The 13,030-nt window shown below is 74.3% G+C and carries 13 protein-coding genes; 2 read left to right on the plus strand and 11 right to left on the minus strand.

What is annotated here, in order from left to right; genetic code table 11:
• Nucleotides 1–437 precede the first annotated feature (437 nt).
• From ACF1BN_RS37535 to ACF1BN_RS37565, 7 genes are all read right to left on the minus strand, one after another.
• Nucleotides 438–632 (minus strand): hypothetical protein, encoded by a 195-nt coding sequence (locus ACF1BN_RS37535; protein WP_169091225.1) that lies wholly within the window; start codon nt 630–632, stop codon nt 438–440.
• A 129-nt stretch (nt 633–761) separates the two neighbouring features.
• A complete protein-coding gene (locus ACF1BN_RS37540; protein WP_392336091.1) occupies nt 762–1,421 on the minus strand; it encodes a hypothetical protein in 660 nt (219 codons plus the stop codon).
• Nucleotides 1,418–2,089 carry an ABC transporter ATP-binding protein gene (locus ACF1BN_RS37545; RefSeq protein WP_392336092.1) on the minus strand — a complete coding sequence of 224 codons (672 nt, stop codon included), beginning with the start codon at nt 2,087–2,089 and terminating at the stop codon, nt 1,418–1,420. The genes ACF1BN_RS37540 and ACF1BN_RS37545 overlap by 4 nt, the downstream gene beginning before the upstream one ends.
• The gene (locus tag ACF1BN_RS37550) at nt 2,082–3,074 is read right to left on the minus strand and encodes an ABC transporter ATP-binding protein (protein WP_392336093.1); all 993 of its coding nucleotides are present in this window, start codon (nt 3,072–3,074) and stop codon (nt 2,082–2,084) included. The genes ACF1BN_RS37545 and ACF1BN_RS37550 overlap by 8 nt, the downstream gene beginning before the upstream one ends.
• Nucleotides 3,071–3,907: an ABC transporter permease gene (locus ACF1BN_RS37555; RefSeq protein ID WP_392336094.1), complete on the minus strand. Its 837-nt coding sequence runs from the start codon at nt 3,905–3,907 to the stop codon at nt 3,071–3,073. Before ACF1BN_RS37555 ends, ACF1BN_RS37550 begins: the two co-directional genes overlap by 4 nt.
• Nucleotides 3,900–4,892, minus strand: coding sequence for an ABC transporter permease (locus ACF1BN_RS37560; RefSeq protein WP_392336095.1), 993 nt, complete (start codon nt 4,890–4,892; stop codon nt 3,900–3,902). Before ACF1BN_RS37560 ends, ACF1BN_RS37555 begins: the two co-directional genes overlap by 8 nt.
• Nucleotides 4,889–6,523 (minus strand): ABC transporter substrate-binding protein, encoded by a 1,635-nt coding sequence (locus ACF1BN_RS37565; RefSeq protein WP_392336096.1) that lies wholly within the window; start codon nt 6,521–6,523, stop codon nt 4,889–4,891. The genes ACF1BN_RS37560 and ACF1BN_RS37565 overlap by 4 nt, the downstream gene beginning before the upstream one ends.
• 122 nt (nt 6,524–6,645) lie before the next feature.
• Between ACF1BN_RS37565 and ACF1BN_RS37570 the strand changes: the two genes are divergently transcribed.
• Entirely contained in the window at nt 6,646–7,431 is a 786-nt protein-coding gene (locus tag ACF1BN_RS37570) for a class I SAM-dependent methyltransferase (protein ID WP_392336097.1), read from the plus strand.
• Nucleotides 7,432–7,650: 219 nt separating this feature from the next.
• On the opposite strand, the gene ACF1BN_RS37575 is transcribed toward ACF1BN_RS37570, so the two are convergent.
• From ACF1BN_RS37575 to ACF1BN_RS37590, 4 genes are all read right to left on the minus strand, one after another.
• Nucleotides 7,651–8,745, minus strand: a complete 1,095-nt coding sequence (locus tag ACF1BN_RS37575; RefSeq protein WP_392336098.1) for an acyl-CoA dehydrogenase family protein — start codon at nt 8,743–8,745, stop codon at nt 7,651–7,653.
• Nucleotides 8,742–10,028 (minus strand): acyl-CoA dehydrogenase family protein, encoded by a 1,287-nt coding sequence (locus tag ACF1BN_RS37580; RefSeq protein ID WP_392336099.1) that lies wholly within the window; start codon nt 10,026–10,028, stop codon nt 8,742–8,744. The genes ACF1BN_RS37575 and ACF1BN_RS37580 overlap by 4 nt, the downstream gene beginning before the upstream one ends.
• Nucleotides 10,025–10,993, minus strand: coding sequence for an NADPH:quinone oxidoreductase family protein (locus tag ACF1BN_RS37585; protein ID WP_392336100.1), 969 nt, complete (start codon nt 10,991–10,993; stop codon nt 10,025–10,027). Before ACF1BN_RS37585 ends, ACF1BN_RS37580 begins: the two co-directional genes overlap by 4 nt.
• 116 nt (nt 10,994–11,109) lie before the next feature.
• Nucleotides 11,110–11,697 (minus strand): helix-turn-helix domain-containing protein, encoded by a 588-nt coding sequence (locus ACF1BN_RS37590; protein WP_392336101.1) that lies wholly within the window; start codon nt 11,695–11,697, stop codon nt 11,110–11,112.
• 67 nt (nt 11,698–11,764) lie between these two features.
• On the opposite strand from ACF1BN_RS37590, the gene ACF1BN_RS37595 reads away from it, so the two are divergent.
• Nucleotides 11,765–12,754 (plus strand): NAD(P)/FAD-dependent oxidoreductase, encoded by a 990-nt coding sequence (locus tag ACF1BN_RS37595; RefSeq protein WP_392336102.1) that lies wholly within the window; start codon nt 11,765–11,767, stop codon nt 12,752–12,754.
• The last annotated feature ends 276 nt before the right edge of the window (nt 12,755–13,030 follow it).

Raw genomic sequence — 13,030 nt, forward strand, 5'->3', positions numbered from 1 at the left:
ATCTTTCCGATCCGATTTCCTCGGTGCTTTCCGGTCCCTTTTGCTTTCGCTCCGGGCCCTTCCGGCGTTTCCGACTCTATCAGATCCTTTCGGCGCCTGATTCCCGGTCAGCGGGAGTTGTCTTTCCGGCTGTTGGGCCGTTCCGACGAGTGAGACGTTAGCGGATTCCCCGGCCCCGAAGCGAATCGGGGCCTGCGCTCGGACTTCGAACGCGGATTCCTCATTCCGTAAATGCGAACGGAAAGCAGAAAGGCACGAGGAATCGTAACCGTCCGGCTCGTTGGTTCTTGCGGAATCGCTGTCCGGGGCCGACCGGAGTCGGTGCTCACGTCGGACAGCCCGGAGAACATTACGGACCTCGAGGCCCCATGTCAACCCCGGTCCCGCGCGGTCGTCCTCCGCGCGGGACGTTCGCCCTGGCCGGGGCGTCGTGCGGGTCAGGGGCGGAGGCTGGACACGACCTCGGCGGTGGCGGCCACGCCGTTCTGGATGGTGGGGGCCATGCTCGTGCCGGCCAGGAAGAAGCCGAGCAGGGCGCAGACGACGGCGTGGGTGACCTTGAGGCCTCCGCTGCGCATGAAGACCACGGCCAGTACGAGGAGCAGCACCACGACGGAAACGGAAACGGCCATCGCTCTCACGTCCTTCCTCTGCCGCAACGGAATTGCGGCGTTCGGCGGACAGTGTGGCGGAATGGGCGGTCCGTCCGGGGGAACGGCGGGGCGGCCATACGGGTGAGGCGAGGGTGAGATCCGAGTGGATCACCCTCCGAAGGTCTCCGCGAGGGTGGGGGCGCGGACCGCTTCCAGCTCCGGATCGGCGAGGAGGTCCGCGACGAGAGCGCCGCTGCCGAAGACCTCGGTGGCGCTGAGGTCCACGTTCGTCAGGACGAGCCAGCTGCCGTCGGCGGCCCACCAGGTGGCGGGGAAGCAGTGGTGCGGCGCGGTGTCGTGGTGGGCGGGGGCGTCGGCGAGGGGGCCGCGCCAGGCGATGAGGTCGTCCACCGGCTCCGGATCGGCGCCGAGGGGGACACCGGGGCTGTTGGTGACGGGGGCCTGGGCCGCGCCGCACGGGGTGGTCTCACCGGCGGGGCTGTGGCGGGCGAGGTGGGGGACGAGGGCGGTGAGGGTGGCGCGCTCGATCTCCCCGCCCATGACGCCTTCGAGTGCGTCGGCGCCTTCGACGCCTTCGAGGGTGAGGTACGAGAAGGGGCGGGGGCGGTCGGCGAGGCGGGTGCCGGCCCGGTCCAGGACGTCGCGCCAGCGGTGCCGGGCGCCGGTCTCGTCGTACAGGGGGGTGAGGAGCCAGCAGTGGTCCTCGTACCCGTCGGTGGGTTCGTGACCGCAGTCGGCGGCGGTGAGCCGGTCCCGCAGTCCGTCGAGGGGGTCGTCGGCGGTGGCGCGGGTCCAGGCTCGGGTCACGGGGTCTCCTCGGGCGGCAGGCAGTCCCGCCACTCCACCGTACGGTCGCACCAGCGGTCGAGGAGGACGCGGTCATGCCCGACGGCGAGGAGGCCGGCGCCGGTCTCCTCGCGGTAGGTCTCGACGGCGGCGACCAGGGCGGCCGTGGTGGAGGCGTCGAGCATGGCGGTCATCTCGTCGCAGACGAGCCAGCGGGGGCGGAGGGTGAGGGCGCGGGCGAGACAGGCGCGCTGGAGCTGCCCGTCGCTGACGGCGTGGGGGCGGCGGGTGAGGAGTTCGGGGGTGAGGCCGACGGCGGGGGCGAGCTCGGCGACGCGGTCGGCGGCCTCGGCCTTGCGGCCGGTGGCGCGGAGCGGTTCGGCGATGAGGTCGGCCAGGGTGAGGCGGGGGTCGGCGGCGGTGCGGGGCTGCTGGAAGACGACGCCGACGGCGGTGCGCCGCGCGCGCGGGGCGCGGTGGCGCCAGGTGGTGATCTCGGTGCCGTCGAGGACGAGGCGGCCGGCGTCGGGCCGGTGGAGGAGGGCGGCGACGCGGGCGAGGGTGGACTTGCCGCAGCCGCTGGGGCCGAGGAGACCGACGGACTCGCCGGGGGCGACGGTGAGGGAGGCGCCCCGGAAAACCGGCTTGCGCGGCTCGTAGCCGGCGGTGACGGAGTCGAGTTCAAGCACGGGGGCGCTCCGGGTGGTGGCAGGCGACGCCGGCGCGGAGGTCCGGGACGGTGGCGCAGAGGTCGGTGGCCCGGGGGCAGCGGGGGGCGAAGGCGCAGCCCTCGGGGAGGTCGGAGAGTTCGGGCGGCATGCCGGGGATGGGGGTGAAGGCCCGGTCGGGGAGGGCGTCGAGGAGACCGCGGGCGTAGGGGTGGTCGGGTCCCGTGGTGCCGAAGAAGCGGTGGGCGGGGGCGATCTCGACGATCCGGCCGGCGTACATGACGGCGACGCGGTCGGCGATGCGGGCGGCGGCGGTCAGGTCGTGGGTGATGAGGAGCAGCCCGCGGCCGTCGTCGGCGTGGCGGCGGAGTTCGTCGGCGGTGCGCTCGACGAGGTCGCGGTCGAGGCCGGTGGTGGGCTCGTCGGCGAGGAGGAGCGGGGCGTCGCCGATGAGTGCGAGGGCGGTGGCGGCGCGCTGGGCGAGGCCGCCGGAGAGTTCGTGCGGGTAGGCATCGAGGTGGGTGGCGGGGAAGGCCGCCCGCTCGGCGGCGTCCTCGGCGGCCTTGCGGCGCCCGGAGCGCGGGGTGTCGGTGAGGGCCCGGACGGTCTCCTCCAGGTGCGCGCGGACGGTGCGGACCGGGGTGAGGTGGGCGGCGGGGCTCTGGGGGACGAGGCCGACGCGGCGGCCTCGTACGGAGCGGGCGAGGGTCTTCTCGTCGGCGGCGAGCAGGTCCGTGCCGTGGACGAGGGCGGTGCCGCTGGTCTCGGCGTTGGAGGGGAGCAGGCCGAGGAGGGCGGAGGCGAGGACGGACTTGCCGCAGCCGGACTCGCCGACGAGTGCCAGGCACTCCCCCGGCGCCAGGTCGAAGTCGGCGTCGGTGACGGCCGCGACCTGCCGGCCGCCGCGGAGGCGGAAGCGGACGGTGAGGCCGCGGACGCTGAGCAGCGCGTCCTCGGCGCGTTCGGCGGTGACGGCGTCGAGAGCGCGTGCGACGCGGGCGTTCACAGCATCAGCTCCGATCGGCGGCGGGGGTTGAGGCGGTCGCGCCAGACGCCGGCGAGGCCGGCGATGGCGAGGGTGGGGACGATGAGGAAGAGGCCGGGGAAGAGGGTGGGCCACCAGTCGCCGGCGAGGAGGGAGGAGCGGGCGGACTGGACGAGGTTGCCGAGGCTCGCCTGGTGGCTGGGGAGTCCGAGGCCGAGGAAGGAGAGGGCGGACTCGTGCCACATGGCGTGCGGGACCATCAGGACGGCTGCGAGGCCGGCCTGCGGGAGGACCGCGGGAAGCAGGTGGCGGGTGGCGACGCGGCTGCGTGAGGCGCCGCCGGAGATCGCGGCCTCGATGTGGGGGCGGGAGCGCAGCGAGAGGACTTCGGAGCGGACGATACGGGCGGTGGAGAGCCAGTGGGTGACCGCGACGGAGACGATGACGGGCCAGACGCCGGGACGGAAGAGGGCCACGACGAAGATGCCGAGGAGGAGGTGGGGCACGGAGGAGAAGGCGTCGACGAGGCGCATCAGGGTGCGGTCGGTCCAGCCGCCGAGGGCGCCCGCGGCGGCGCCGACGGCGGTGCCGAGGACGGTGGCGACGAGGGCGGCGACGAGGCCGACGAGGAGGGAGATCCGCAGGCCGTAGACGCAGCGGAGGAGGAGGTCGCGGCCGACGTCGTCGGTGCCGAAGGGGTGGTCCCAGGAGGGTGGGAGGAGCTTCTGGGAGAGGTCGACGGCCTGTTCGTCGAGCTGGACGATCGGCGGGACGAGGAGGACGGCGAGGGCGACGGCGCCGACGATGACGGCGGAGGTCCACAGGCGGAGGCGGTGGGTGCGGGGGTCAGCCATCGAAGCCCACCCTCGGGTCGGCGAGGCCGTACAGCAGGTCGGAGAGGAGGTTGCCGAGGAGGACGGCCGCGGTGGCGAGCACGGTGAGTGCGGCGAGCAGCGGGAAGTCGACGGCGGTGGCGGCCTGGACGGTGGCGGCGGCGATGCCGGGCCAGCTGAAGACGGTCTCCACGAGGAGGGCTCCGGTGATGACTTCGGGCACGCGGGAGCCGATGAGGGTGAGCATCGGGAGCATGCCGGAGCGCAGGGCGTGGCCGGTGAGGACGGTCCGTTCGGCGAGGCCGCGGGCGCGGGCGCCGCGTACCGGGTCCTCGTCGAGGGCGTCGCCGACGCCCTGGCGGACGTAGAGGAAGAACCACGGCAGCTGGGAGACGCCGAGGACGAGGGCGGGGAGCACGAGGTGGCGGGCGACCTGGTCGAAGGTGACGGTGTCGCTGGCGGTGTCGGTGAGGCCGCCGGCGGGCAGGACGCCGAGTTCGAGGGCGAAGAACCAGATGGCGAGGAGGCCGAGCCAGAAGGCGGGGGCGGCTTCCAGGGTGTACGCGAGGGCGCTGACGGCGCGGTCGAGGAGGCCGCCGCGGCGGCGGCCGGCGAGGACGCCGAGGAGGGTGCCGAGGGCGATCGCGATCAGGAAGGCGGTGACGGCGAGGAGGACGGACCAGCCGAGGCGTTCGGTGATGACGTCGACGACGGGGCGGCGCATGACGGAGGAGTCGCCGAGGTCGCCGGTGACGGCCGAGGTCAGCCAGTCCCACCAGCGGGTGAGGAGGGGCTGGTCGACGCCGAGGTTCTGGCGGAGCTGGTCGAGGTTCTCCTGTGAGGCGGTGAGGCCGGCGGTGCCGGCGTACGCCTTGACGGGATCGAAGGGGGAGGCCTCGGCGACCGCGAAGACGGCGAGGGTGACGCCGAGGAGGACGGGGACGGCGGCCAGGGCGCGCCGTCCCGTCATCCGGGCCATGGCCCCCCAGGGGAGGCGGCGGCTCACTTCTGGGTGTCTCCGGACTTCTTGGGCTTCCAGGCTTCGACGTTCCACCAGGGGCCCGCGGCGAGGCCGTGGTCGTGCGGCTCGATCTGGGTGGTGAGCGGGGCGCCCTTGGCGTCGGAGTCCCAGGCGTCGTTCACGACGTAGAGGTGGTCGATGTGGGTGAGGAAGGTGTAGCCGGGGTTCTTGGCGAGTTCGCGCTGGACTGTGTCGTACGCGGCCTTGCGCTTCGCGTGGTCGTTCGTGCGGCGGCCGTCCTCCAGGGCGCGGTCGACGGCCTTGTTGTCGTACCAGGCCATGTTGTTGAAGCCGTCGCCGGCGAGGGAGGAGGTGAGCAGGAGGTACTGGTCGAAGTCGGGGTCGCCGGGGGAGCCGCCGCCGGCGAGGACCGCGTCGCTCTTCATGCGCGGCTCGATGACCTCCCAGGTGCCGGCCTGGGTCTTGATCTCGATGCCGGCCTTGCGGGCGTCGGAGGCGTAGGCGAGGGCGTGGTCCTGGCGGAGCTTGTCGCCGGAGAGGTACCAGAGGGGGAAGGAGGCGCGGACGCCGTCCTTGGCGCGGACGCCGTCGGCGCCGGGCTTCCAGCCGGCCTCGTCGAGGATCTTCTGGGCGCCGGCCAGGTCGTGGCGGCGCTCGGTGCCCTGGGTGAACCACGGGCTGTCGGTGGGGACGGGGCCGTAGGCGGGCTTGCCGGCGCCTTCGAGGATCTTGTCGACCATGGTCCGGCGGTCGACGGCGATGTCGAGGGCGCGGCGGACGGCGGTGTCGCCGGCGACGGGGTTGTGGGTGGGGAGGGTGACCGTGCGGTAGTCGTAGGTCTTGGCCGCGTAGGTCCGCTTGCCCTTGTCGCTGCCGAAGCCGGCGGCGAGGTTGGGCGGGAGGATGGCGCCGTCGAGGTCGCCGGCGCGCAGGCGGGTGGCGCGGACGTCGTCGTCCTTGATGATCGCCATGGTGAACTTCTTCACCGCGGGGGCGCCGTTCCAGTACTTCGGGTTGGCCTTGAGGCTGATCTTCTCGCCCTTGGACCAGCCGGTGAGGATGTAGGGGCCGGTGCCGATGGGCCGGGTGGTGAAGGCGCCGGTGTTGACGTCCTGCTTGCCGGCGACGTGCTCGGGGGCGATGGCGTGGACGGTGCGCTCGGCGAAGGGCGCGTAGGGGTACTTGAGGTGGAAGACCACGGTGTCGTCGCCGACCGCCTCGACGCTCTTGAGGGCGTCGAGTTCGGTGCGGGAGGGGTTGTTGGTCTTCGGGTCGAGGATCGTCCGGTAGGTGAAGACGACGTCCTTGGCCGTGAAGGGGACTCCGTCACTGAAGGTGACGTCGGTGCGGAGGTTGTACGTGTACGTGCGTCCGCCGTCACTGATGTGCGGGAGCTCGCGGGCGAGGGCCGGCTGGAGCTTCATGTCGGCGTCGAAGGCGAGGAGGCCGTCGAAGATCTTGGAGTTGCCGTCCTTGCCGTAGCCGAGGAGCGGGCTGAGGCTGTCGGGCTCGTAGGCGATGCCGACGACCGCGGAGTCCTTGGGGCCGCCGGTGCCGGCGGTGTCGGCGCCGGGGTTCGTGCAGGCCGCGGCGGTGAGGGCGAAGGCCCCCGTGGCTATCGCGGCGGTCGCGCGGCGGACGGTTCGGGCGGCCATCGGGTCCACACCCCTTTTTGAAGATCAAGAGTTATTGCGAGCAGCATGCAATTAAACCCCATGGTGCGAAGGAGTCCCAGGTGGGGTAGGCCGTCCCGGACGACGACGACCTGGGAGGGGCGATGAGCGGGACGGACGAGGAGCGGGGCGGCGGGGCGGGGCAGGACGGTGGGGTGGGCGGGGTGCCGGGAGCCGGTGGCGATGTGGCGGGAGCCGGGGACGGCGGGGCAGGAGCCGGGGACGGTGTGCTGGGGGCCGCCGAGCTCTTCGACGGGGTGGGGATCGACTACGAGCGGGCCTTCGGGCGGCTGCCCGCGCAGCTCGCGGCGGTGGAGTGGCTGACCGGCCGGCTCTCCCCCGGCTCCCGGGTCCTGGACGCGGGCAGCGGTACGGGGAAGCCGGTGGCCGCGCTGCTCGACGCGGCAGGGCACGCGGTGACGGGCGTCGACGTCTCCGGAACCATGGTCGAGCTGGCCCGGGCCCAGGTCCCGGGGGCCCGCTTCGTCCAGGCCGACCTGCGTGAACACGTTCCCCCGGCGGGCGGTTACGACGCGGTCTGCGCGTTCTTCCCGCTGCTGATGATGGAGCGGGGGGAGCAGATCGCGGCCTTGCGGCGGATGGCCTCGTGGCTGGTGCCGGGCGGGCTGCTGGTGTCGGCGACGGTACCGGCCGACATCGAGGGGATCGAGATCACCTGGATGGGGCGGCGGGCCCGGGTGTCCAGCTTCTCCGCGGAGGCGTACCTGGGGCTGCTGCGGGAGGAGTGCGGTCTGGAGGTGCTCCACCACGAGCTGTCGGTCTTCCGGCCCGAGGTTCCGGGCGGGGAGCCGGAGGAGCACCTGTTCTGCTACGCCCGCCGCGGGACGGCCGAGGCCGGGCGAGCCGCGGAGGGGCCCGCGCGGGGGTGAGCAGGACAGGGACGAGCCATGGCCGGGGGGCGCGCAGGGGTTGAGCCGGGGCCGAGGGCCGGTCCGCGCGTCGGGTGCCGGCTCGCCCGGCCTCGGCCCGAGGCCGGGCGAGCCGCGGCGGGGGCCGCGCGGGGGTGAGCCGCGCGGGGCTGGGCAGAGGCCGGGGCCGGTCCGCGTGTCGGTGGCGGGCCGGCCCCGGCCTTCTCTCGGGGCCTCGGGTCAGGCGGGGGCGGGGAGGTCCATCAGGTCGGCGAGGACGTCCTGGTGGTGGCCGGTGGAGCCCAGGGCCAGCTGGTCGGCCTTGGCGCGCTTGAGCGCCAGGTGGGCCGGGTGCTCCCAGGTCATGCCGATGCCTCCGTGGAGCTGGACGCACTCCTCGGCGGCGCGGACGGCGACGTCGGAGCAGTATGCCTGGGCGACGGCGACGGTCAGTTCGGCGTCGGCGGCTCCGGCGGCGAGGGCGTCGGCGGCGGCCCGGGCCGCCGCCCGGGCGCCGACGAGGTCCAGCCAGAGGTGGGCCATGCGGTGCTTGAGCGCCTGGAAGGAGCCGATGGGGCGGTTGAACTGGTGGCGCTCCTTGGTGTGCCGGACGGTCTCCTCCAGGCACCACTCGGCGAGCCCGAGCTGTTCGGAGGCGAGGAGGCCCGCGCCGGAGAGCAGTCCGCGCCGTACCGCCGCTCGGGCCTCCTCGGGCCCGGCCAGGAGGGTGCCTGCCGCCGTGCCCGTGTCGACGAGGGCGAGGGGGCGGGTGAGGTCGAGCGGGGTGACCGGGGTGACGGTGGCGTCGGCGGCGGGTACGGCGTACAGCCCGTCGGGCCGGGGCACGAGGAACACGTCGGCGGCGGTCGCGTCGGCGACGGCCCTGGCGGGGCCGGTCGTCGCGAAGGCGGTGGCGGCCGTGCGGGGCGCGGTGGTGAAGGGGACCGCGAGGACGGCGGTGCGCTCCCCCGCCGCCAGCTCGGCGAGGAGCGCGACGGCGGGGCCGTCGGCGGGGGCGAGCGCGAGCAGGGTCTCGGTGGCGACGACGGCGCCGGTGAGGTACGGGGCGGGGGCGATCGCCCGGCCCAGCTCCTCCAGGACCACGGCGGCCTCGCGGTGGCTCGCGCCCTGGCCCCCCAGCTTCTCGGGAACGAGGAGCCCGGCCGCGCCGATGCCGGCGGCGAGGGCGGGCCAGAGGCCGGTGGGGTACGGGTCGCCGGTCTCGATCCGGTCGAGCACGGCCTGGTGGCCGGCCCGGTCGGCGAGGAGGGAGCGGACGGCGTCCCGCAGGGCGTCCTCGGTGTCGGAGTAGAGGAGGTCCGGCTCGTGGCTCATCGGGCGAGGTCCTTCCAGGGGACGTCCTTGTCGTTGCGGGGCTCCGGCGGGAGTCCGAGGACCCGTTCGGCGACGATGTTGAGCAGCACCTCGGTGGTGCCGCCCTCGATCGAGTTGCCCTTGGAGCGCAGGTAGCGGTAGCCCGCGTCACGGCCGGTGAAGTCGACCAGTTCGGGGCGGCGCATGGTCCAGTCGTCGTACGCCAGGCCGTCCTCGGCGAGCAGTTCGACCTCCAGGCCGCTGATGGCCTGGTTGAGGCGGGCGAAGCCGAGCTTCATGGCGCTGCCCTCGGGGCCGGGCCGGCCGGCGACGAGCTGCTGGCGGAGCCGTTCGCCGGTGAGCCGGGCGACCTCGGCGTCGACCCAGAGGTCGAGCAGACGGCGGTGGAGGGCGTGGGTGCGCAGTTCGGGTCGGTCGCGCCAGACGGTCGCGGCCTTGCCGATCATGCCGCCCTCGCGGGAGATGCGGGCGCCGCCGATGGAGACGCGCTCGTTCATGAGGGTGGTCCGGGCGACTCCCCAGCCGTCGCCGACCTCGCCGAGGCGGTGGGCGTCGGGGATGCGGACACCGGTGAGGAAGACCTCGTTGAACTCGGCCTCGCCGGTGATCTGGCGGAGCGGCCGGACCTCGACGCCGGGATCGGTCATGTCGCAGACGAAGTAGGTGATGCCCCGGTGCTTGGGAAGGTCGGGGTCGGTGCGGGCGATGAGGATGGCCCAGCGGGCGGTGTGGGCGCTGGAGGTCCACACCTTCTGTCCGTCGACGATCCAGTCGCCGGTGGCCTCGTCGCGGACGGCGCGGGTGCCGAGGGCGGCGAGGTCCGAGCCGGCGCCGGGCTCGCTGAAGAGCTGGCACCAGACCTCCTCGCCGGTCCACAGGGGGCGCAGGAAGCGGGACCTGACCTCGTCGGAGCCGTGGGCGAGGAGGGTGGGGGCGGCCATGCCGAGGCCGATGCCGATGCGGCGGGGGTCGTTGTCGGGGGCGCCGGCGGCGGCGAGTTCGGCGTCGACGACGGCCTGGAGGGAGCGCGGGGCGTCGAGTCCGCCGAGGCCGGCGGGGTGGTGCACCCAGGCGAGTCCGGCGTCGAAGCGGGCCCTGAGGAAGTCGAGCCGGTCGGTGGTGGCGGGAGGGTGCGCGGCGAGCAGCGCCTGGGTGCGCGCCCGGAGCGCGGCGGCGTCGAGAGGGGCGGCGTCGAGAGGGGCGCCGGAGCGGGCACCGGTGCGGGCGTCCGCCGGTGCGTCGGTCTGTCCGTCGGTCTGTCGGCCGGTCTGTGCGTCGGTCATGCGGGGGCTCCTTCCGGGAGGACGACGAGGCGGCCGGTGGTGGTGCCGTCGGCGACGCGCTGGACGGCGTCGGCCGCGCCGGCGAAGGGGACGCGTTCGGCGACGAGCGGCTTGACGACCCCCTTGGCGGCGAGCGCGGTGAGGGTCTCGTGGCACCGGAGCACGGCGGCGGGGTCGCGCTGGGCGTACAGGCCCCAGTGGAGGCCGAGGATCGCGTAGTTCTTCACCAGGGCGTGGTTGAGGGCGGGGGCGGGGATGGTGCCGCTCGCGAAGCCGACGACGACGATCCGGCCCTCGAAGGCGACGCACTTGGCGGACTGCTGGTACGCCTCGCCGCCGACCGGGTCGTAGATCACGTCGGCGCCCCGGCCGCCGGTGGCGGCCTTGACGGCGGCGACGACGTCCTCGGAGCGGCGGTCGATGACGACGTCGCAGCCGAGCGCGCGGGCGGCGTCGGCCTTGGCGGGTCCGCCGACCACGCCGATGACGGTGGCGCCGGCGGCCTTGCCGAGCTGGACGGCCGCGCTGCCGACGCCGCCGGCGGCGGCGTGCACGAGGAGGGTCTCGCCCGCCTGGAGGGCGGCGCGGCGGTGGAGGCCGAACCAGCCGGTCTGGTAGCCGATGTGGAGGGCGGCGGCCTCGGCGTCGTCGAGGGCGTCGGGGGCGGGGAGGAGTCCGGCCGCGTCGGCGAGGGCGTGCTCGGCGAAGCCGCCGTGCGGGAGGGCGGCGGTGGCGATGACCCTGCGTCCGTCGCGGGTCTCGCCGCAGATCTCGACGCCGGGGGTGAAGGGCAGCGGCGGGCGGATCTGGTAGTGGCCCCGGCAGAGCAGCGCGTCGGGGAAGTTGACGTTGGCGGCGCGGACCCTGAGGAGGACCTGGCCGGGTCCGGGCTCGGGGACGTCCACCTCCTCCCGGCGCATCACCGCGCCGGGTTCGCCGTTCTCGTGCACTCGCCATGCCTGCATCCGTCGAGCCTCCGTCCGTACCGTGCGGTCGGTGGCATACTAAGCGGTCGCTTGCCCTTCACGGAACAGCCCGGACGGAGTTCGCGGGCGAGAGGCGTTCCGGTCCGCGGGTCCGCTCAGCCGGACTTCTTGGGCCGCGCCCGTACGTGCATCCGCTCCCCCTGCGGCCCGTACAGGCTCAGGAACTCCACGGGGCCGTCGGCGGTGGGCCCGAACCAGTGCGGCACCCGGGTGTCGAACTCGGCGGCCTCTCCGGCCGCGAGGACCACGTCGTGCTCCCCCAGGACGAGCCGCAGCCTCCCGGAGAGGACGTAGAGCCACTCGTACCCCTCGTGGACCCGGGGGTCCGGCTGCTCGGACGCCTTCTCCTGGATGACCTTGTACGCCTGGAGGCCGCCGGGCTGGCGGGTGAGCGGGTACATGGTGCGGCCGTGCCGGACGATCGGGCGGGCCCGGACCCGGGGGTCGCCGACCGGCGGGGCGCCGACCAGTTCGTCCAGCGGGACCTGATGGGCGCGGGCCAGCGGCAGGAGCAGTTCGAGGCTCGGCCTGCGCTGCCCGGACTCCAGGCGGGAGAGGGTGGAGACGGAGATGCCGGTGGCGGCGGAGAGGTCGGCCAGGGTCACCCCGCGGTCCCGGCGGACCCGGCGCAGCCGGGGGCCGACCTCGGTGAGCACGGCGTCGATGCGGTCGTCTTCGGTCATGGGTCCAGTGTTGCAGAACCGGCAACTTTCCTTGCCGATGACGCGGATTCCGGGCGACGCTCACGGCATGAACGCACACACGGACACGCACAGGGACGCTCACATCGACACGCACGGGGAAGGGGAGAACGCCTACGAGGTCGTGGTCGTCGGCGGCGGCGCGGCGGGGCTCAGCGCCGGCCTGATCCTCGGCCGGTCACGGCGCCGCACCCTGGTGGTGGACGCGGGCGCGCCGCGCAACGCGCCGGCCGGCCACATGCAGGGCTATCTGTCGCGCGACGGGATGAGCCCGACGGAGTTCCTGGCCGTCGGCCGGAGCGAACTCCTGGCCTACGGGGTCGAGGTCCGGCCGGGCGAGGTGACGGCCGCGTCCCGGGAGGGCGACGGCTTCGCCCTCACCTTGGCCGACGGCACCGCCCTCACCGCCCGCCGCCTGGTCGTGGCCACCGGGCTCGTGGACGAGCTGCCGGCGATCCGGGGACTGGCGGAGCGGTGGGGCCGGGACGTGCTGCACTGCCCGTTCTGCCACGGCTGGGAGGTCCGCGACCGTCCCCTCGGGGTCGTGGCGCACCCGGCGATGCCGGCGCACCAGGCGCTGATGGTCTCGCACCTCTCCTCCGACGTGACGCTCTTCCTGAACGGCGTGGAGCTGACCGGCGAGGACTCCCGGCTGCTGGCCGCGGCGGGGGTCCGGACCGTGGCGGGCGCGATCGAGGAGGTCGTCGTCGAGGACGACCGGATGACCGGGGTCCGGCTCGCCGACGGACGGACCGTCGGCTGCGCGGCGCTGTTCGCGGCGGGGACACGGCTGCTGCCCCGTGACGGGGTGCTCCGGCAGCTCGGCGCGGAGACGTACGAGACGCCGTTCGGCGCCTTCGTGAAGACCGACGAGGCGGGCCGGACCAGCGTGCCGGGCGTCTGGGCCGCGGGGAACGTGACCGGTCCGGCCGAGCAAGTCGTCAACGCGGCGAGCGCGGGCTACCGTGCGGGCGCCCTGCTCCACGGCGAACTGCTCATGGGCGACCTGGCGGCGCGGGCGGAGGAGCGGGTGGGGTGACGGGGGCGGCGGGTTGCGGGGCGACGGGTTACGGGGGGCGGTTAGGGGGCGTGGTTGCGGGGGGGCGGTTAGGGGGCGTGGTTGCGGGGGGGGCGGTTAGGGGGCGTGGTTGCGGGGGGGGGCGGTTAGGGGGCGTGGTTGCGGGGGGGGCGGTTAGGGGGCGTGGTTGCGGGGGGGCGGTTAGGCGGTGTTTTAGAACGCGGTGACCTGCCTGTTTGGCCGTCCGGGGAAGTCTCGGGCGGCCATCCAGATGGTGAGGTCACGGGCGATGTCGTT

It is taken from the genome of Streptomyces sp. NPDC014861, assembly GCF_043081625.1.
In the GTDB taxonomy this organism is placed as follows: domain Bacteria; phylum Actinomycetota; class Actinomycetes; order Streptomycetales; family Streptomycetaceae; genus Streptomyces.